Origin of the sequence: Reyranella aquatilis (assembly GCF_020880995.1) — a bacterium.
Classification (GTDB): Bacteria; Pseudomonadota; Alphaproteobacteria; order Reyranellales; family Reyranellaceae; genus Reyranella; species Reyranella aquatilis.
This window is the reverse complement of the sequence record NZ_JAJISD010000001.1, coordinates 521,723-540,878: the sequence shown is the minus strand read 5'-3', so window position 1 is coordinate 540,878 and position 19,156 is coordinate 521,723. Positions and strand designations below refer to the sequence as shown.

Below are 19,156 nucleotides of genomic sequence, written 5' to 3'. Positions count from 1 at the left end.
AGGCCCTGGCACCTTTTGTTTTGGCAGGAAGCTGCCGAACCGGGGCCGAGTGCCCGCGCGTCAGGTTGCCGTGAAGTAGTGCAGTGCCATGCCGACAAGGCCTGACGCCACGATCGGATAGGCGGGATTGATCTTCGTCCGCCACAGCAGCAGGAAGACAATAAGCGAGATCACACCGAAGAAGACGTCGGTGATCGCGCCCTTGCCCATGATGATCGCGCCGGCCAGCACGAGCCCGACGGCAACGGACCCCAGCCCGGCCTGGATCGATGGCCGCCAGCGCCATGTGGCGAGATGGGTCCACAGCCGGCCGATGAAGAATGTCAGCAGGCCGGTCGGGAGGAAAAACGCGATCAGGGCGACCAGCGCCCCCGGGATGTGCCCGACGACCACGCCGATCGAGGCGACCATCATCATGTTCGGGCCGGGGGCGAGCTGACCCAAGCTGTAGAAATGCAGCAGTTCCGGAAAGGTCAGCCAGTGGTAGGTATCGACCGTGAGCTCCTTCATTTCCGGGAAGGCGGCCATGCCGCCGCCGACGGTGAGGAGGGATAGGTAGGCGAAGACGCCAGCGAGATCCCACAGGTTCTTCACGGCACGTCCTTGTCACGCGGTCGATGCCACCAGATCGCGACGATGCCGGCGACGATCAGCGCATACGGCACCGGCACCTTGAAGAACGCGACCGCCACCGCCGTGAGGACGACGAAGACGTAGTCGGCTACGGTCTTCAGCGTCTTGGCCCCGAGCTGGACCAGCACGACCACGATCAGTCCGACGGCGCCTGCCGCGATCCCGTGCAGGAACGCCTTGGACCAGGGACCGTCCCCGCCGGCGCCATAGGCGAATCCCGCCGCGATCATGAGGGAGGCCCCGGGCAGGCACATTCCCAGCGTGGCGACGAGGGCGCCCAGGCCGCCGCGCAGCCGGTCGCCCACGAGAATCGACATGTTGGTCGCGTTCAGGCCCGGCAGGGTCTGGCTGATCGAAAGAAGCTCAACAAAGCTCAGATCGTCGAGCCAGCGCTGCCGGACCACGAGGCCCGTCCTGAGATAGCCGACCACGCCGCCGCCCAGGCTGGTCGCACCCATCACGAGGAACACCCAGAACAGCTTTCCGAGCGACGGCGGCGGGGCCACCGGTGGGGTGTCTGCGACGCTCATTCGTGTGCTTGCGGCGGGTTGCCCTTTAGGCGGTAAACGGCGCCGGTCTTGGTCGTGGTGAGCGAGAGCCAGTCGGCGGCGACCTGCTGCAGCTCCAGGAAGAAGCGCTCGCAGTGGTTCAGCGCCTTGTGCTTGATGTCGTCGGGTCCGGTGAAGCGAAGCTGGAAGGCGAACTCGCCCACGAACGCGTGATGGTCGCCACGCGCGCGCCACAGGCCGAGATTGGCCGTTGCGGCCGTGTGGTGCCCGAAATCGAGCAGGCAGATGTCCTGCAGCAGTTCCTCGACGATGGTCTGGTTGACCAGCGACACGTCGTTGGGCCCGTCGCACGAGATCGTGCCCAGGGTGGGGAAGATCTGCGTCAGTTCGGGAAGGGACATGTTGCCCAGCGACGACATGACGATGCGGGCGGCCTGGGGCGCCTGGCTGAGGCCGAACTCCACATTGTGGGAAAGCAGACGCCGGATGCCGCCGATCCGCTCCTTGAGCGGCATCACCTCGAGCTTGAACTTGATCTTGTACTTGCCGTCGATACGCGGCCGCACGTCGAGAGACTGGGCCTTCGCCATGTCGTCGCTGCGATACTTGAAGACGATCTCCGGATCGCCGATGGCAAATCCGTCCTCGTAGGCGATGCGACGCCGCACGATAAAGCTATTGTTGTAGAGGTGGTAGCCGCCGGTATCGAGGAACAGGACCTCGCGGACCTCCGGTCGCTGCTGGGATTTCGGGGTATGCTGGTAGCCTACGCCCGTCGTTGCCGCGGCCTGCTGGACCAGGGCGGCGAACTCCTTGAAGACGCGGGCGGAGGTGAAGCGATCTGGCTTCAGGATCAGCTTGCACTGCAGGTACTGGATATCGTCGTACCGGCGGCCGTCAGCGTAGTTGCCGGTCTGATGTTCGGCGAGCCACTGGGCGATCTGCCCGTCGTCCTGATGTGAATGCATTCGTCCCCCTGTACATACCGTAGCGCTGGCCTATCGCGCTGTCATCTGAGCCGAGGCCGGCTGGTCAGCCCGGCCGTAGGTTTCGACCCTGCCGTCGGTGAAGCAGACGTAGTAGCGGTCCGACATCGACCACGGCGTGCGGCTCCAGAAGTCCTTGAGAACCGTGTAGTAGGCGCAGTCCTTGCCCGGCGAGTGCGCCGATCCGTCGGGCGGCCCCATGAGCGTGCGGACCTGGTCGCGATCCATTCCGGCCTGCAGGCGTTCGACGCTGTCTCCGTGCACGCAGCCGGTGAGCAGGGCGGTCGAAAGCAGGCATGCAACGTACTTCATGGCTTTCTCCTTGCGATTGGTCTGGGCAACTGGTCCGGGCAATTAGTCTGGCTGGGCCTCGCCGCCAACAATTGTCGGGCAGGCGGATGGCTGGCGCAATTCCGAACGATGCGCTACGTCCGATGGATGCAAGACCATAATAGATTCGTCGTGCCGGGCCTCAAGGCGTCGCTGAGCGGCGCCACGGCCGGCCTGCCCGAAACCCCCATTTCCGAAGTGGCGATGACGGTGTTCGGAGATCCAGACGTCGTGCCGTTGTGGTTCGGCGAGAGCGATCTCGTGACCCCCGATTTCGTGCGCAACGCGGCCGCTGCCGGCCTGCAGGGTGGCGACACGTTCTACACTTGGCAGCGCGGCATCCCCGAGTTGCGCCGCGCCCTCTCGGCCTATACGGAGCGGCTCTATCGCATCAAGTGCCCGATCGAGCGGCTCACCGTGACGACGGGCGGGATGCAGGCGATCCTGCTGACCTGCCAGCTCCTGCTCGATCCGGGCGACAACGTCGTCATCGTCTCGCCGATCTGGCCCAACATCACCTCGGCCACCAGGCTGGTCGGCGGCGTGCCGAAGTACGTCGCGCTCGACGGCACGCCGGCGGGTGGATGGAAGCTCGACCTGCAGAAGATCTTCGATGCCGTCGACGACCGTACGCGCGCGATCTTCGTGAACTCGCCCGGCAATCCGACGGGCTGGACGATGACCACGGAGGAGCAGGGCGCCCTTCTGGACTTCGCCCGCAAGCGCGGCGTGTGGATCATGGCCGACGAGGTCTATGCCCGCCTGATCTACAGCAAGCGGCCGGACGGCCGGCAGGTGGCGCCGTCCTTCCTCGAACTGGCCGGTCCCGACGATCCAGTGATCGTGCTCAACAGCTTCTCCAAGCCCTGGGCGATGACGGGCTGGCGGCTGGGCTGGCTCACCCACCCGGCGGCGCTGGGCGACCAGTTCGCCAAGCTGGTGCAGATCAACACGTCGGGTGCGCCAGCCTTCCTGCAGAAGGGCGCCGTGGCGGCGCTCGAGCAGGGCGATGGCTTCATCCACGAAATGGTCGAGCGCTGCCGTGCGGGCGGCGAACTGGTGTTCCAGCGCCTCTCGGCCCTACCGAAGGTCAGGATCGCGCGGCCGGACGCGGCCTTCTATGCCTTCTTCTCGGTCGACGGTGTCGACGACACGCTGGCCTTCTGCAAGACGATGGCCAAGGAGTACAAGGTCGGCCTCGCGCCGGGCGAAGCCTTCGGGCCGGGTGGACAGGGCAATGTGCGCCTGTGCTTCGCGTCGAGCGCGGAGCGTCTCAGCAAGGGCCTCGATCGCATCGAAGCGGCGATCAAGGCATTGTGATGCCGGCATGCCCGCAGCACCCTCCATTGCCGTCCAGCACCTGCGCAAGGTGTATGGCGAGATCGTCGCCGTCGACGATCTGAGCTTCTCGGTTCCGCGCGGCACCGTACTGGGCTTGCTCGGAGGCAATGGCGCCGGCAAGACGACGACCATTGCGATGCTGCTAGGCCTGCTCGAACCGACCGGGGGCAGCATCGGAATCCTCGGGATCGATATGCTGAAGCGTCGCTACGCGGCGCTGCCGCGCATGAACTTCTCCTCGCCCTATGTCGACCTGCCGCATCGGCTGACGGTGCGCCAGAACCTGCAGTTCTATGGCCGGCTCTACGGCGTGAAGGATCTCAGGCATCGCATCGTGGAGATCGCCGAGCACATGCAGGTGGCGCCGTTCCTCGACCGGGCGGCCGGCAAGCTGTCGGCCGGCCAGAAGACGCGGGTGGCGCTGGCCAAGGCGCTGATCAACAAGCCCGACGTGCTGCTGCTCGACGAGCCCACGGCCTCGCTCGATCCCGACACCGCGGACTGGGTGCGCGGCTACCTCGAAAGCTACCAGCACGAGACCCACTCCACGATCCTGCTCGCCTCGCACAACATGGGCGAGGTCGAGCGGCTGTGCGACGACGTGATCCTGCTGCAGGCCGGCAAGGTGTTCGAGCGGGGCAGCCCGCGCGAACTGCTCGAACGGTTCGGCCGCGAGGACATGGAGGAGGTGTTTCTCGACATGGCGCGCGGCCGCGGCCGCGGGCTCGACGCGCTGAAGCCCGATGGGGGCCAGCCATGAGCGGCTCGCTGAACCGCATCTACGCGCTCGTCCTGCGCCATATCTATCTTTGGCGCAGTTCGGTGATGCGCCTGGTCGATTCGATCTACTGGCCGGCGGTGCAGATGGTGATGTGGGGCTTCATGACCCAGTACCTGCTGCCCCAGGCCTCGTTCGTGGCGCAGGCGGCGGGCGTGCTGTTGTCGGGCCTGCTGCTGTGGGAGGTCGTCGTCCGAGGCAACCTCTCGCTGTCGATCGCCTTCCTGGAGGAGATCTGGTCGCGCAACCTCGGCCATCTCTTCGTGAGCCCGATCCGCTCCTGGGAACTGGCGACCGGCATAATCATCGCGGCGCTGCTGCGCACCCTGCTGGGCATGATCCCGGTGTCGCTGCTGGCCTGGGCCTTTTTCGGCTACTCGATCTACACGCTCGGCCTGCCGCTGATCGCCTTCTTCGTGATCCTGCAGATGTTCTCCTGGTCGATCGGGCTCGCCATGTCGGGACTGGTGATGCGGGTGGGGCAGAGCGCGGAGAGCTTCGCCTGGGCGGCGGTGTTCGTGCTGATGCCGGTGAGCGGCGTCTACTATCCCGTCTCGGTGCTGCCGCAATGGCTGCAGGTCATCGCCTGGGGATTGCCGCCGGCCTATGTCTTCGAGGGAATGCGGGCCATCATGGCCGACAAGGTGGTGCACTGGGACATGCTGGCTATCGCGTTCGGCCTGTCGGTCGTCTACCTCGTGGTCGGCTTTCAGGTATTCCAGTGGTTCTTCCGCTCTTCGCGACGGGCCGGTTCACTCCTCGGTCAGGGTGAGTAAAATGGGGCCTGTTTCCGGAGGTGAGTGATGTTCAAGCACGTATGGGTTCCCGCTCTTCTGTCGCTCGCCGCCGCAGCCTGTTCGACCGTGGACAAGCTGGGCTCGGAGCCGATCAAGCCACCGAAGCCGGTGCCGGCATGGTCCAATGTCTACACCGTGCCCTATGACGCGATGGTGACCTGCCTTGCGGCGCCGGCCGGCGATGGCTTCGTCGTGAACATCGAGCCGCCCTCCACGCCGGGAACGACATCGGTGCTCTACGTGCCGCGCAGCGCCCCGCAGGCTGAGTCGCGCTATGTCGTGAAGCGGGTGCCGGACGGCACCATCCAGGTCGACTGGATCCGAATCGGGTCGGTCGGCGGTCTCGACTGGCTCGACGTCCAGGCGCGCCAGCGCGCCAACCGCTGCGGCGGACTGGGCTAGCCAGCTACCGCGCGTTCAGGACGGCGGTGCAGGCGGCCGGCAGCTTGGGCCGGTAGGGCTTGGGAGGCGTGGTCGGCGGCACGAGCGGCGCCTTGCGGAACCACGATTCGAGTGCCTCGCCGCATCCGTCGTCCTGCGCATAGTCGGCCTGTGGCTGGCACTGCGGGTTGCCCGGCGGACAGTAGAGGCGGATGTGGAAGTGCGAATCGTGCCCGTACCAGGGGACGAGCTTGCGCAACCACGAGCGATCGCCGCCTACCGTCTCGCACAGTCGCTGCTTGATCCACTTGTTGACGAACATGCGGTCGAGGTTCGGCATCTGCGCGGCCGTCCGCAGCAGCAGCACGTGCTGCTCGTTGAAGACCGTATCGTCGATGCCGCTGTCGTCGGCCCGCACCAGCGAGCGCAGGCGCGGATTCTCGCGGTCAGCCGGCGCGCGTCGTGCGCCGGGCTGGCGCTCGAACCAGATGTCGGCGTCGAGGCCGATCTGGTGGCTGGCGTGGCCGGACGGGGCGGGACCTCCGCGCGGCTGGCCGATGTCGCCGATGTAGAGGTGCGCCTGTCCGGCGGCCCGCATCTTCTCCGCCAGGGTCTTGATGAACTCGATGGTGACCGGCTGGCCCCAGTAGCGGTTGCGGCTGACGCGAATGGCCTCGTATCCGGGGCCGTCCAGCGGCAGGGCGTGCGCGCCCTGCAGACAGCCCGCCGTATAGAAGCCGATCGACTGCGTCGGTCCCGGGGCCGGCGTCATGACGGTGGCCCAGTCGTCGGCACGTGCCGCACCCGTCAGGCCGAGGATAACCGCGAGCAGCGGAACCAGGAAACGCATCATCTTGTTGGTACGATAGTCGCTCGCTAAGACTTTGCCCATGGCCGACTACGAGTTCCTCGCGATCGAACGGCACGGCGCCGTCACGACACTGACACTGAACAGGCCGCAGCGGCGAAACGCGCTGACGCACCGGATGATGCTCGAACTGGAAGACGCTTTCGTCGGCATCGGGCAGGATGCCCAGTGTCGCGTGCTGGTCCTGCGGGGAGCCGGCGGGCACTTCTGCGCCGGCGGCGACCTCGACGCCATGGCGAACTTGCCGCCGCTGCCGCCCTCCGGCACCGACCCGCTGGTTCCGGCCTATCGCCAGTTCGGCAACGCCCTGCTCGCGCTGAATGGCCTGCCGCAGGCCACCATAGCGGTGGTCGATGGCTCGGCGGTGGGTGCGGGTTTCGGGATGGCTTGCTGCTCGGATGTGGTGATCCTGCACGCGAGCGCGCGCTTCGGCATCCCAGAACCCAAGGTCGGCTTCATTCCCTCCCAGATCATCCCGTTCCTGGTGCGCCGGATGGGAGAGGGGCCGGTGCGCGATCTGGCCGTGACTGGACGCGTCATCGACGCCGCCGAAGCACATCGACTCGGCGTCGGGCGTTATCTTTGCGCCGGCGCCGCCGAGGTCGAGACGACCCTGCAGGGGCTGCTCGACGATATCCTGAAGATGGAGCCCAAGGCGCTGGCCGTCGCGAAGCGGCTGGTCATGTCCTGTGCGACCCAGGAAGATCGCGTCGTGATGGACGAGGCGGCACAGAGTCTGGTGGGACTGCTGCGGCAGCCGGAGGCGGCCGAGGGCATCCGGCATTTCATGGCGAAGACCACGCCCTCATGGGCGAAGAGGTAGGCATGCGAAATTATCGTCACATTGAAGTCCGCCCGGTTGCGGGCGCGCTGGGCGCGGAGATCCACGGCGTCGACATGTCGATCGAGCTCGAAGACGACGTGGTTGCCGAGATGCGCCAGGCGTTCCTCGATCATCTGGTGATCTTCCTGCGCAACCAGACGGTGACGCCGCAGCAGCAGCTCGCCTTCGCCCGCAAATTCGGCGATCCGATCGAGTATCCGCAGCTCAAGGGCCTGCCGGAATCGCCGATGATCACGCCAGTGGTGAAGCTCGAGCATGAACGCAACAATTTCGGCGGCATCTGGCACTCCGACACGACCTACCTGCCGGTGCCGCCCATGGGCAGCATGCTTCTGGCCCGCGAAGTGCCGCCGTTCGGCGGCGATACGATGTTCGCCAACCAGTATCTTGCCTACGAGGCGCTGTCGGATGGGCTCAAGGCGACGCTCGACGGGCTCGTAGGCGTGAGCTCGTCGGCCAAGGCCGACGTCACCAAGACCCGGGAGGACCGCATGAAGGCGGCGGGGGCCGAACTGAAGGTGCTGACCGCCGAGCATCCGATCGTGCGCACCCATCCCGAGACCGGTCGCAAGGCGCTCTACACGTCGGATGCCCATACGGCGCACTTCAAGGGATGGACGGAGAAGGAGAGCCTGCCGCTTCTGCGCTTTCTCTGGGAGCATCAGACTCGGCCGGAGTTCACCTGCCGCTTCCGCTGGGAGGCCGGGTCGCTGGCCTTCTGGGACAATCGCTGCGCGATGCATAATCCAATCAACGACTATCATGGCTTCCGGCGCGTCATGCACCGGATCACCCTCGCTGGCGACAAACCGAGATAACGGAGAAAGAGCATGTCCGGACTGGAAGGTCTGTTGGCCGTACTGGTACTGGTGACGGCCAACGGGTTCTTCGTCGCTGCCGAGTTCTCGCTGGTGGCGGTCCGCCGCAGCCGAGTGATCGAACTGGCCGCCACGGGCCGCATGAATGCCCAGGCTCTCGTTCGGGCGCTCGATCATCTCGACTCCAACCTTGCCGCCACGCAGCTCGGCATCACGATCTCTTCACTCGGGCTCGGGTGGATCGGCGAACCGGCGATCGCCCACATGATCGAGAAGCCATTAGCCGAGCTCTGGGGCACGACCGGCGGCGTCGGCGCCTACGCCATTGCCGTCGGCATCTCTTTCGTCATCATAACCTCGCTGCACATCGTCCTGGGCGAGCTTGCGCCCAAGAGTCTCGCACTTCAGCGCAGCGAGGGGACGGCGCTTTGGGTCGTGCGGCCGCTCAGCCTTTTCCGTTGGCTGCTCAGCCCGGCGATCCTGGTGTTGAACGGCGCGGGCAACCTCGTGCTGCGGCTCTGCGGCCTGCGGCCGGGAACCGGCGAGGAATCCCTGCATTCGCCGGGGGAGTTGAAGCTGCTGGTCGAGGCCAGCCAGGACGCCGGCCTCCTGCAGGACGCCCAGGAGGAGGTCGTGGTGCGGGCGCTCGAAATCGGCAATCGCCGGATCGGCGAGATCATGACGCCGCGCACCGGGCTCGACTGGATCGACGTAAGCGATTCACCCGAGGAGATCATGCGGACGGTTCGGGAAAGTCCCTACGAGCAGATGCTGGTCGGTCGCGGCAGCGTCGACGATCTGCTGGGAGCCATCACCAAGACCGATCTGCTGAATCAGCTCCTGGGCGGCGGCACCCTCGACCCGGCAGCGGCGGTTGGAGCGCCACTGATGGTCCATGAGGCCATGCCGATCTTCAAGGTCCTGGAGCAGTTCAAGCAGGCGCCGGTTCGGCTCGCGGTCGTGGTCGACGAGTATGGCGGCATCGAAGGGATCGTCACGCAGGCCGACCTCCTGGAGGCGCTGGCGGGTGATATTCCGGAAATGCCCGGGGAGCATCCGGATATCGTCGAAAGGCACGACGGCTCATTGCTGATCGACGGCATGGCGCCCGTGCACGCGACGCTCGACCGGCTGGGGTTGGCGGTGCCCCCGCCCGTGAGCACCAAGTTCCATACCATCGCCGGCTTCGCCCTGGCCCAGCTCGGCCACCTGCCGGTGGCGGGTGAGCGTTTCAGCTACGAGGACTGGACCTTTGAGATCGTCGACATGGACGGTCGGCGCATCGACAAGCTTCTGGCGACGAAGGGCAGTCTGCCCGGGGCATAGAGATTTTCTGCATCGAGGGAGCGCACGACTTGAGATGCGCTCATGTCTTGCCGTTGGAGCGGGCTTGAGCCGAACGGGGGACGACGCACTCCGAAGCGTCAGCGCGGACCTGTGGGGTTCATGGTGATCGTGCCGATGGAGGAACGGGCGGTCTCCCCGCGCGATCCGCCGATCTCGATATAGGCGAGCTTTTGCCAGCGATCGACGAAGTTACGCGCCCAGGGTGACAGCATGTTGCCGGACTGGCCGAGCGGCGTGGCGAAGCGGCTGTTCTCCAGGTCGCTGAAATCGTAGATGCCGCGGTAGCTCGCACCGTGTACGGCGTCGAAGGGCCGCTTGCCGCGGAACGATGGGGAGGCGCGGTTCAGTGTCTGGTTGCCGCCATCCGCCGGATAGCGGACCGAGGCGATGTCCCGTAGGAGCGGTACACCGTCGAACAGCGGATGGCGATGCACGGCATTGTGCTCGCGTCCCCACTGCCACTTGGTCATGTCGTTGCCTTGGCGACGGGCGATCCAGTCCAGCGCACGGTCGAGCGCCAGCGCGATGGCGTCCTCGCAGCTCTCGGTGCGCTTGGTGCCGCCGTCGTCGCACCAGCCCGGCTTGTCGCGCAGGATCCGCACCATCAGGGGTACGTCCGGCACCGGTAGGGAATTGTAGAGCTCCTCGCCGAGTTCATCCGCCAGGAGGCCGCGCTGCAGTTCGGCGATCCACGCATCGTAGATCAGCGGCTCGGGACGGCCCGCGAGCATGAACATGTTCCAGCGGCCGAGCAGATCGCGGGCCTGAGCCGCGCGTGCATTGCGAGGCGCGCCTTTCAGCAGCCACGGCAGCATCTCGGCGGCGTCCAGGGTCAGGTTGTCGGCCTGCATCACGATCATGCCGTAGACCGGATGGCGCTGGACCTCACCCAGGAGCTGGGCGGCGCGCCGCTGCCGGTAGGGCTCGGCCCAGTCCTTGCTGATGAAGTGGCGGTAGTCGTCCGGCACAAGACGGCCGTTGGCGTTGACGATTCGCCCGGCTGGCGGATTGTACGCGCGCGGCAGTTCGTCGAATGGCACGAAGCCTGCCCAGTCATACTCCGACGTCCAGCCGGGCACCGGCATCGAGCCGTCGCCCTTGCGCCGGATCGGCACGCGCGCCGGCGAGATCAGGCCGATGTTTCCCGACGTGTCGGCATAGACCATGTTCTGCATCGGCGACACGATGCGACGCGTGGCGGCCAGGAACTCTTCCCAGTTCTGGGCCGAACCGACACGGGCGAAGCCTTCCGCCGAGGTGTCGGCTCCATCGAGCGCCGTCGCCTGCAGCGCGAGTACGTGCCCTTGCGGCGTCAACCCGTCGCTGCGACGGATGAAGTCGTCAATCACCGGGCCGTGGCGCGTTTCGCGCACCCGCATCGTGACGGGCTCGCCCCAGGCGACCTTGATCGTTTCCTCGCGCACGCCGAAGGGGCGGGCGCCGTCGGGCGTGATGTAGCGGTTCGGATCGGTCGGATCGACGCGCTCGACGAAGATGTCCTGACTGTCGAGATTCGTCGTGGTGAAGCCCCAGCCGATGGTGCCGTTGTGGCCCAGCACCACGGCCGGCGAGCCCGGGGAGGTGGCGCCGCGGATGTCGAAGCCCGGGCCAACCAGGCGGGCGAGGTACCAGACGCCGGGGAAGGAGAAGCCGAGATGGGGGTCGTTGGCGAGCAGCGGGCGGCCAGACACGGCATGCGCGCCCGAAAGCACCCATTCGTTGGAGGCCATGCGCTTGCGGGTCACCTCGTTGTCGGTCCCGCGGAAGATGCGGTCGAGGTCGATGTCCTTCACGGCCGCGAGAACCATCGACAGCGTCGCGTCCTTGCTGTCGCCGTCCGGCTCGATCAGGAACTTGACGCCATCCTCGCCAATCTTCTGCGAAAGCCTGAGGCGCAGCAGCTCTGCGCGCCAATTGCCGTCGAGGCCGAGCGCCATGAGCTTCGCCCAGACGAGCGAATCGGCCGGCCGCCATGCCTCGGGTCGGTAACGCCCTCCGGACATCAGCTTGATCAGGGTCAGTTCCAGGCCGAACTGCTGGTCGTCGTCGGCCAGCCATGCGTTGACGCCCGCGGCATAGGAATCGAGCCGCGTGCGCATGGCGGGCGAGAGGGCATTCACGCTCTCCGACGCACGGCGATAGACGCCGAGGCCGCGCATGGTGCGGTCGCTGTCGATCAGGGCGCTGCCCACCAGCACGGCCGGCACGAGTTCCGCGAGGCGTCCCTGACCGACGCGACGCATCAGCTCCATCTGCCAGAAGCGGTCCTGGGCGTGGACGTAGCCAAGCGCGAACGAGGCGTCCTCGATCGACCCCGCCGTGATGTGCGGCACGGCGTTCTTGTCGCGGATGATCTCGACGGGCGCCTTGAGGCCGGCGAGTTCGAGCGTGCCGCTGTAGCTCGGCAGCGCGCCGCGGACATGGAAGTAGGTGCCGGCCAGGAAGACGGCGAGTGCCAGCGCCGTACCGCCCAGGAACTTGCCCAGGACGGCCGCGACGCGAACCAACACTCTCACCGGTTCAGCCGCCGATATACGAGAGGATCGCGTCGCGGTCGCTGTCGAGGTCCGGCGCGGGGCGTCGCGTCGTCGGATCGGGGAAGGCCGACATCTTGAGCGGATTGCCGGCCAGCTTCAGCGTGCCGCCACTGCCGTCCGGCACGTCGACCAGCATGTTGCGCGCCGCGACCTGGGGATGCTCGATGGCCTGCGCGATGTTGTTTATCGGCCCGCAGGGCACGCCGCCCTTGGACACGACGGCGATCCAGTGGTCGGTCGTGTTGGTCTTCAGGACGGATTCGATCTCGTCCTTCAGCTTCTTCTGGCTCTTCTGGCGCAGGGCGTTCGACTTGTACTCGGGATTGGTCGCCATGTCGGGGCGGCCGAGCGCTTCGCACATCTTGATGAACAGGCTGTCGTTGCCGGCGGCGATGATCATCGAGCCGTCCGACGTGGCGAAGGCCTCGAAGGGCGTGATGGTGGGATGGCGGGCGCCGAGCGGGCCGGGGATTTCCTTCTCGACCGTGTAGCGCATGATCGCGTTTTCGAGCAGCGCGAGCTGACAGTCGAACATCGCGATGTCCACCTTGGTGGATTCACCTGTCTTGAGGCGGTGCACGATCGCAGCATTGACGGCCACCGCCGTATAGAGCCCGGCGCCGATGTCGCCGATCGACATGCCGACGCGACTCGGCGGCTGGCCCTCGTTGCCGGTGATGCTCATGATGCCGCCCTGGCCCTGCATGACCATGTCGTAGGCCGGGTCCTTGGAATTCGGGCCGGTATGACCGAAGCCCGAGGCCGATGCATAGATCAGCTGTGGGTACTTGGCGTGCAGTGTCTCCCAGCCGTAGCCCAGCTTCTCCATCGTGCCAGGGCGGAAGTTCTCGACCACAACGTCGGCCTTCTCGAGCAGCTTCTCGAAGATCTTGCGGTCGGCGTCGGCCTTGAGGTCGAGCGCGATGCTTTCCTTGCCGCGGTTGACCGAAGCGAAGTAGGCCGACTTGCCATTGACGAACGGGCCGTAGGCGCGAGCGTCGTCGCCGCCCTTGGGCGGCTCGACCTTGATCACCCTGGCGCCCATCTCGGCCATCAGGAGCGTGCAGTAGGGCCCCGCGAGGATGCGGGAGAGATCGATGACGAGGATGCCCGACAGGGGGCCCTTGGTATTCTGGGTCATGCCGGGTTCTTAGCCAGTGGATCGCCGCGAATCCAGCCACACATTGATCGCTGCGGCCGAGATGACCACCAGCCCGCCAAACAAGGTGAGATCGTCCGGCTTTTCGCCATCGAACAGCCACACCCAGACCGGCCCCAGCACCAGTTCGAGCAGACCGAGCAGGGACGCCTGGGCGGCCGGAATGCGCCTCAGGCTCGCCATGTAGAGCAGCAGCCCGATCGCCAGCTGGCCGGGGCTCAGCGCAAAGAGCCAGGGCAGCTGCGACCACGTGACATTCTCGGGGTGGGCGAACGGCAGCGCCACCAGCCCCGAGATCAGGCCGGCCAGCCAGATCGAGGGAGCCATGCCGATGTCGCGGCGGTGCCGCACGACGACATAGTTGCCGCTCATGCAGAGGACCACGATCAGCGCGACGGCCATGCCGGCCAGTGCGCCGGGCTGCAGGGAGCCCGCGACGCTGATCGCGAGACCGACGACGGCCGCTGCCATGGCCACGATCGTGTGACCATGCAGTGGCTCGCCGAGGAAAATGCGGGCGGCGAGCGCGGTGATGAACGGCGTCGCGCCGAACATGATCAGCACGTTGGCGACCGGCGCCAGGCCGAGTGCCAGGATGAAGCTGACGAAGCTTCCCGCTAGCAGCACAGCGCTGATCAGAAGGGCGGCGCCGCCGTTGCGGACGTCGATCAGGATCTGGCGTCGCTGCCAGATGAGGAGCGGCAGCATGGTGACGACGAGAAGGGCCGAGCGCCAGAAGGACACGTCCCACGCAGGCAGGTCGATTCGCCGGACGATGACACCCGCCGTGCTGAAAGCCGTCGCGGCGGCGACGGCGTAGAGCACTCCGAGCAGTGCGGAACTTGGCGGGGCGGCAGACGTTTTCATCGAACCGAGTGTGTGAATACGGATCAGCCGTGCCCCCGTCCATCGATTCCCTCGATCTCCCGCCGTTCAAGCCACGCTTTCCGTGGTGGGGCGCCGATCTCCAGACCATCGCCATCCGGCTCACGTCCGCCCGTGTCTGTGACCTCGCTCCCCACACCAGCGAGCGCATGGCTTTTCCCATGGCCGATCGCACCGGCGACATCCTTCTCGGCATGCTGGACCGGCCGGCGCAGCCGGTCGCCGGTCGTCCGCTCGTGCTCCTCATCCACGGCCTCACCGGCAGCGAGAACAGCGCGTACATGCTGAATGCTGCCCGTTACCTGCTCGATGGCGGTTACTCCGTTTTGCGCCTCAACCTGCGCGGTTGCGGTCCTTCGCGGCCTTACTGCCGCGAGCACTACCATGTCGGACGCACCGCGGACTTTCGTCGTATCCTCGACCAGCTGCCGGAGGATCTTTCGGAGAGCGGCGTCGTCGCGATCGGCTACTCGCTAGGCGGAGCCATGCTTCTCAAGTATCTCGGTGAGGAAGGTTCTTTCTCGCCGCTGCTCGGGGCGGCGACCATCTGCGCACCCATCGACCTGGCACGCACCTGCCGGCACATGATGCGCGCCCGCAACTGGCTCTATCACACCTACCTGCTGAACGACATGAAGGCGGAAGCGCTGGCACCAGGCGCACTCACCACGCCCGAGGAGCGCGAGATCATCAAGTCGGCGCGCAGCGTCTGGGAGTACGACGATCGCTTCATCTCCCCGCGATACGGCTTCCGGGGTGCGGAGGATTACTACGACCTGTGTTCGCCGCTCACCTTCATGCCCGAGATCCGCGTTCCCACCATGGTCATCGCTTCCTGCGACGATCCCTGGATTCCCGTGGAGTACTATCGGGAGTTCAACTGGGCGGACAATCCGTCTCTGGTTCCGCTCATGCCACCGGCCGGCGGGCATATCGGCTTCCATGCCCACGACAGCGCCAGGCCGTGGTGCGACCTTGCGGTGGAGAAATTCATCGACCGTCTTGCTACCATGAAGGCGTGAGCCTCGATATCCAGCCGTTCCGTCCTCGTTTTCCCTGGTGGGGCGCCGACCTACAGACCCTTCGGAATCATCTTCGGCGCCCGCCCGGTGAACTGGCGCCGCACAAATCGGAGCGCCTCGAGGTCGACCTGGGTGACGGGACGGGAGACCGGCTCGTCTGCAGCCTTCACCGTCCCGCAATGCCGGTTGAAGGTACGCCCCTTACGATCCTGATACACGGGCTGACGGGCACGGAAGAGAGTTCCTATATCAGGAGCATGGCGCGCTGCCTGCTCGATGCCGGTGAGCGGGTCCTATCCCTAAACCTGAGGGGCGCGGGCCCGTCGCGCGCAACGTGCCGCGGACAATACTACGCGGGACGCAGCGAGGATTTCCGCGCCTTGCTCCGCAAGCTGCCAGCTGAGCTCACTGGCGGTGGCATGCGTGCCGTCGGGTACTCGCTGGGCGGCGCCATGCTGCTCAAGTATCTTGGTGAAGAGGGAAAGGCGGCCCCGTTGCGTGCCGCCGCAACCGTCTGCGCGCCGATCGATCTGTCGGCGACCTGTCGCCGGATGATGCAGCGGCGCAACGCCCTGTATCACCGTCACATCCTGCGTCAGATGAAGGTCGAGGCGACAGCGCCAGGCGCTTTCTTATCCGCGAAGGAACGCGCCGCCATACTGGGGGCCGGCTCCGTTTGGGACTATGACGAGGTCTTCATTGCGCCGCGCCACGGCTTTGCAGGGGCGGAAGACTACTACGAGCGCTGCAAGCCGATCGCCTTCATGGGCGGCATTCGGGTGCCGACGCTGGTGCTCGCGGCGCTGGACGATCCCTGGATTCCCGGCGCGATCTACAGCGGCTACGACTGGGCGGCCAACCCGTCTCTGACGCCGCTGCTATCGGAGCGGGGCGGTCACGTCGGCTTCCATGGCTCGGGTAGCGGCAGGCCCTGGAGCGACCTTGCCGTCGCTACCTTCTTCGCGGGCGTGGCATGAGCCGCGCGGACGGCAGCCTCGACGCTCTGAACTTCTTCCTGGCCGACGTGCGTGATGGGTTGGGGCCCTATCTGGCGATCTACCTGCTCACGATCCAGAAATGGGATGTCGCCAGCATCGGCCTCGTCATGTCGATCGGGGGCATTGCCGGGATCCTTGCCCAGACTCCGGCGGGCAGCTTCATCGACGCTACCCGGTACAAACGTGCGGCCGTTATGGCGGCGGCGATCGTGGTAACCGCGTGTTGCCTGATCCTGCCGCTCGCGCCCGACTTCCTGTCCGTGGCGATCGCCCAGTCCGTTGCGGGGATCGCCGGCTCCGTCTTTGCGCCTGCAATCGCGGCGATCACGCTCGGCATGATGGGGCCGACGGCGTTCGCGCGACGTACAGGTCGCAACGAGGCGTTCAATCATGCAGGCAACGCGGTTGCCGCCGTCCTGGCCGGAGGGGCGGCGTACTTCACCGGCCCGATTGCCGTCTTCTACCTGATGGGCGCGATGGCGCTCGCGAGTATTGTCTCGACGCTCCTGATTCCGGCAGGGGCCATCGACCACGACGTCGCGCGTGGCCTCGACGATGGAAGCCATCGCGTCCACGCGAGGCCGGCCGGCATTGCCGTGGTGCTCGAGAATCGCTCCCTGCTTGTGTTCGCCGGAAGCGTCGTGCTGTTCCACTTCGCAAACGCAGCGATGCTTCCACTTGTCGGCCAGAAGCTCGCGCTGACAAACGAGTCTCTGGGAACGACCCTGATGGCGGCCTGCATCGTGATCGCCCAGCTCGTCATGATTCCCGCCGCCCTGGTCGTGGGCGCCAAGGCCGACGAGTGGGGGCGGAAGCCGCTTTTTCTGGCGGGCTTCCTCGTGCTTGCGGTGCGCGGGGCGCTCTATCCGCTCTCCGACGATCCGTACTGGCTGGTCGCCGTCCAGGCGCTCGATGGCGTGGGGGCCGGAATCTTCGGGGCTCTCTTTCCCATCGTCGTGGCCGATCTCACACAGGGGACAGGCCGCTTCAACGCCTGTCTCGGCGCCATCGCGACAGCGCTAGGCCTCGGGGCCGCGATGAGCACGAGCTTTGCTGGCTTGGTGGTCGTCATGGCCGGCCATTCGGCGGGCTTTCTGGCTTTGGCGACAGTCGCCGCCGCTGGGCTGCTGATCTATGCTGCCTTCATGCCCGAGACTAAGCCGCCTTTAGAGGGCTTGGCGCGAGGAGGATCATGAGGTTCTTCGAAAATGGGTGAGACCCAGCCGATGGCGATGATCGTTGGCGTGGCATGTTCTGCAGTGGCGCTTGTACTGGCGTGGCGCGCCTATCGCGGCGCCGCGGAAGAGGAGAAGCGGCGCAAGCGCGAACGCGAGGAGCGGGAACGCTCCGAGCGTCGGTAGGACCTAGCTCAGAACCAGCGGTTCGTCCGGCGGTCCGTCGCGCAACAGAGCGGGCAGCAGCGCGCCAAGGTCGAGCGGTTCGAAGCGTTCGGACGACGCCGCGATCTCATCGGCGGTCCACCAGCGGTGGCCGCGCGTCCAGCTCCGTTCCTTCTCGTCGAGGCCCGACATATCGATCTCGGTGCGGTCGGTGCGGGCCAGGAAGAAGCGTTCCTTGTGCAGCACGTCCTTGCCGCGCCAGCTCATGCGGCGTTCGCGCGACCACACCCAGCGCGGCGTGTCGATCACCGGCAGCTTGGTCTCCTCGGCCGCCTCGCGCACCGCGGCCTCGGCATAGTCTTCGCCCGGATCGACCATGCCGCCGATCATCACCCAGAAGGGATCGAAGAACGGTTTGGCCGGATCGAACACCTTGGGATCGTGGACGTTGAACAGGAACAGCCGGTCCTGCGGGTCGAGCAGGACAAGCCGGGCCGACGGACGCTCGATCATTTCGACTTGAGGAGACGTGCCGCGTCGACCGCACCGTAGGTCAGGATGCCGTCGCAGCCGGCGCGCTTGAAGCCGGTCAGCGTCTCGATCAGCACCTTGTTCCAGTCGAGCCAGCCGCGGTCGGCGGCGCCCTTCAGCATCGCGTACTCGCCGCTCACCTGATAGGCGTAGGTGGGGACACCGAACGTGTCCTTCACCCGGCGCACGATGTCGAGGTAGGGGAGGCCCGGCTTCACCATCACCATGTCGGCGCCTTCCTCGATGTCCAAGCCCACTTCGCGAAGGGCCTCGTCGGAGTTGGCGTAGTCCATCTGGTAGGTCTTCTTGTCGCCCTTGAGCGCGCCCGAGCTGCCGATGGCGTCGCGGAACGGATTGTAGAAGGCCGAGGCGTACTTGGCGGCGTACGACATGATCTGTTCGTGGTGGTAGCCCTTGGCGTCCAGCGCCGTGCGGATCGCTCCGATGCGGCCATCCATCATGTCCGAGGGCGCCTGGATGTCGGCGCCGGCCTCGGTCTGGACGATCGCCTGCTTGACCAGCGCCTCTACCGATTCGTCGTTCAGGATGCGGCCGTCGCGCACAATGCCGTCGTGGCCGTCGCTGTTGAACGGGTCGAGTGCCACGTCGCAGATGATGCCGATGTCCGGAACCGCCTTCTTGACGGCCGTGATGGCGCGGCAGACCAGATTACCCGGATTGTACGCCTCGCGTGCATCGGGCGTCTTTGCCGCAGGATCGGTCTCGGGGAAGATCGCCACCGCCGGGATGCCGAGGTCTCGGGCCTCCTTCGCAGCTTCTGCGAAGAGGTCGATCGAGAGGCGGTCGACGCCGGGCATGGACGCGACCGGCGTGCGGCTGTTGGCGCCTTCCTGGACGAAAACCGGCCAGATCAGGTCGTCTACGGAAAGCTTGTGCTCGGCGACGAGGCGGCGGGACCATCCCTCGCCGCGATTGCGGCGCAGGCGGGTCGTGGGATAGCGGCCGAGGGTCGTGAAACGGGCAGACATGAACCGTTTTATCGCGCGAACGGGGGAGGGCCGCAATGCGGCTCCTTTTCCTGCGGAAAGCCG

General features: G+C 66.2%; 21 protein-coding genes. 11 read left to right on the top strand and 10 right to left on the bottom strand.

The features are described 5' to 3' along the window. Positions 1 to 60: 60 nt before the first annotated feature. From LJ725_RS02605 to bamE, 4 genes are read right to left on the bottom strand one after another with little or no spacing between them, the layout of a single operon-like run. Positions 61 to 594 carry a chromate transporter gene (locus tag LJ725_RS02605; RefSeq protein ID WP_230549056.1) on the bottom strand — a complete coding sequence of 178 codons (534 nt, stop codon included), beginning with the start codon at positions 592 to 594 and terminating at the stop codon, positions 61 to 63. Then, positions 591 to 1,163, bottom strand: a complete 573-nt coding sequence (locus LJ725_RS02600) for a chromate transporter (protein ID WP_230549055.1) — start codon at positions 1,161 to 1,163, stop codon at positions 591 to 593. The genes LJ725_RS02605 and LJ725_RS02600 overlap by 4 nt, the downstream gene beginning before the upstream one ends. Beyond that, positions 1,160 to 2,110 (bottom strand): hypothetical protein, encoded by a 951-nt coding sequence (locus tag LJ725_RS02595; protein ID WP_230549054.1) that lies wholly within the window; start codon positions 2,108 to 2,110, stop codon positions 1,160 to 1,162. Before LJ725_RS02595 ends, LJ725_RS02600 begins: the two co-directional genes overlap by 4 nt. A 30-nt stretch (positions 2,111 to 2,140) precedes the next feature. Continuing rightward, on the bottom strand, positions 2,141 to 2,440 hold the full coding sequence (gene bamE / locus LJ725_RS02590; protein WP_230549053.1) for an outer membrane protein assembly factor BamE domain-containing protein: 300 nt from the start codon (positions 2,438 to 2,440) through the stop codon (positions 2,141 to 2,143). Positions 2,441 to 2,590: 150 nt separating this feature from the next. Between bamE and LJ725_RS02585 the strand changes: the two genes are divergently transcribed. From LJ725_RS02585 to LJ725_RS02570, 4 genes are read left to right on the top strand one after another with little or no spacing between them, the layout of a single operon-like run. Beyond that, complete coding sequence (locus LJ725_RS02585) at positions 2,591 to 3,778, top strand: pyridoxal phosphate-dependent aminotransferase (protein ID WP_230549052.1); 1,188 nt, start codon at positions 2,591 to 2,593, stop codon at positions 3,776 to 3,778. Between the two features lie 7 nt (positions 3,779 to 3,785). Continuing rightward, entirely contained in the window at positions 3,786 to 4,559 is a 774-nt protein-coding gene (locus tag LJ725_RS02580; RefSeq protein ID WP_230549051.1) for an ABC transporter ATP-binding protein, read from the top strand. Continuing rightward, positions 4,556 to 5,353, top strand: coding sequence for an ABC transporter permease (locus tag LJ725_RS02575; RefSeq protein WP_230549050.1), 798 nt, complete (start codon positions 4,556 to 4,558; stop codon positions 5,351 to 5,353). The genes LJ725_RS02580 and LJ725_RS02575 overlap by 4 nt, the downstream gene beginning before the upstream one ends. Positions 5,354 to 5,380: 27 nt before the next feature. Next, positions 5,381 to 5,776 (top strand): hypothetical protein, encoded by a 396-nt coding sequence (locus tag LJ725_RS02570; protein ID WP_230549049.1) that lies wholly within the window; start codon positions 5,381 to 5,383, stop codon positions 5,774 to 5,776. A gap of 4 nt (positions 5,777 to 5,780) precedes the next feature. On the opposite strand, the gene mepA is transcribed toward LJ725_RS02570, so the two are convergent. Then, the gene (gene mepA / locus LJ725_RS02565; RefSeq protein WP_230549048.1) at positions 5,781 to 6,647 is read right to left on the bottom strand and encodes a penicillin-insensitive murein endopeptidase; all 867 of its coding nucleotides are present in this window, start codon (positions 6,645 to 6,647) and stop codon (positions 5,781 to 5,783) included. On the opposite strand from mepA, the gene LJ725_RS02560 reads away from it, so the two are divergent. Genes LJ725_RS02560 through LJ725_RS02550 form a run of 3 tightly spaced genes read left to right on the top strand, consistent with a single transcriptional unit; the run spans position 6,646 to position 9,611 of the window. Next, the gene (locus LJ725_RS02560; protein WP_230549047.1) at positions 6,646 to 7,446 is read left to right on the top strand and encodes an enoyl-CoA hydratase/isomerase family protein; all 801 of its coding nucleotides are present in this window, start codon (positions 6,646 to 6,648) and stop codon (positions 7,444 to 7,446) included. The genes mepA and LJ725_RS02560 overlap by 2 nt on opposite strands. Positions 7,447 to 7,448: 2 nt before the next feature. After that, entirely contained in the window at positions 7,449 to 8,285 is an 837-nt protein-coding gene (locus LJ725_RS02555; protein ID WP_230549046.1) for a TauD/TfdA dioxygenase family protein, read from the top strand. A gap of 12 nt (positions 8,286 to 8,297) precedes the next feature. Next, positions 8,298 to 9,611 (top strand): hemolysin family protein, encoded by a 1,314-nt coding sequence (locus tag LJ725_RS02550; protein ID WP_230549045.1) that lies wholly within the window; start codon positions 8,298 to 8,300, stop codon positions 9,609 to 9,611. 98 nt (positions 9,612 to 9,709) lie between these two features. Here the strand turns inward: LJ725_RS02550 and LJ725_RS02545 are convergent, their stop codons facing one another. From LJ725_RS02545 to LJ725_RS02535, 3 genes are read right to left on the bottom strand one after another with little or no spacing between them, the layout of a single operon-like run. Continuing rightward, complete coding sequence (locus tag LJ725_RS02545; RefSeq protein ID WP_230549044.1) at positions 9,710 to 12,139, bottom strand: penicillin acylase family protein; 2,430 nt, start codon at positions 12,137 to 12,139, stop codon at positions 9,710 to 9,712. Positions 12,140 to 12,152: 13 nt separating this feature from the next. Further along, positions 12,153 to 13,310 carry a CaiB/BaiF CoA transferase family protein gene (locus tag LJ725_RS02540; RefSeq protein WP_230549043.1) on the bottom strand — a complete coding sequence of 386 codons (1,158 nt, stop codon included), beginning with the start codon at positions 13,308 to 13,310 and terminating at the stop codon, positions 12,153 to 12,155. Between the two features lie 9 nt (positions 13,311 to 13,319). Then, the gene (locus LJ725_RS02535) at positions 13,320 to 14,195 is read right to left on the bottom strand and encodes a DMT family transporter (protein WP_230549042.1); all 876 of its coding nucleotides are present in this window, start codon (positions 14,193 to 14,195) and stop codon (positions 13,320 to 13,322) included. Positions 14,196 to 14,224: 29 nt separating this feature from the next. Between LJ725_RS02535 and LJ725_RS02530 the strand changes: the two genes are divergently transcribed. From LJ725_RS02530 to LJ725_RS02515, 4 genes are read left to right on the top strand one after another with little or no spacing between them, the layout of a single operon-like run. Next, a complete protein-coding gene (locus LJ725_RS02530) occupies positions 14,225 to 15,235 on the top strand; it encodes a YheT family hydrolase (RefSeq protein WP_230549041.1) in 1,011 nt (336 codons plus the stop codon). Then, positions 15,232 to 16,212 carry a YheT family hydrolase gene (locus LJ725_RS02525; protein ID WP_230549040.1) on the top strand — a complete coding sequence of 327 codons (981 nt, stop codon included), beginning with the start codon at positions 15,232 to 15,234 and terminating at the stop codon, positions 16,210 to 16,212. The genes LJ725_RS02530 and LJ725_RS02525 overlap by 4 nt, the downstream gene beginning before the upstream one ends. Then, positions 16,209 to 17,429, top strand: a complete 1,221-nt coding sequence (locus tag LJ725_RS02520) for an MFS transporter (RefSeq protein ID WP_230549039.1) — start codon at positions 16,209 to 16,211, stop codon at positions 17,427 to 17,429. The genes LJ725_RS02525 and LJ725_RS02520 overlap by 4 nt, the downstream gene beginning before the upstream one ends. 12 nt (positions 17,430 to 17,441) lie before the next feature. Next, positions 17,442 to 17,594: a hypothetical protein gene (locus LJ725_RS02515; protein WP_230549038.1), complete on the top strand. Its 153-nt coding sequence runs from the start codon at positions 17,442 to 17,444 to the stop codon at positions 17,592 to 17,594. A gap of 3 nt (positions 17,595 to 17,597) precedes the next feature. Here LJ725_RS02515 and LJ725_RS02510 read toward each other — a convergent pair whose 3' ends face one another. Both LJ725_RS02510 and hemB read right to left on the bottom strand, forming a co-directional pair. Continuing rightward, complete coding sequence (locus tag LJ725_RS02510; RefSeq protein WP_230549037.1) at positions 17,598 to 18,086, bottom strand: NUDIX hydrolase; 489 nt, start codon at positions 18,084 to 18,086, stop codon at positions 17,598 to 17,600. Then, complete coding sequence (gene hemB, locus LJ725_RS02505) at positions 18,083 to 19,093, bottom strand: porphobilinogen synthase (protein ID WP_230549036.1); 1,011 nt, start codon at positions 19,091 to 19,093, stop codon at positions 18,083 to 18,085. The genes LJ725_RS02510 and hemB overlap by 4 nt, the downstream gene beginning before the upstream one ends. Positions 19,094 to 19,156: the final 63 nt, after the last annotated feature.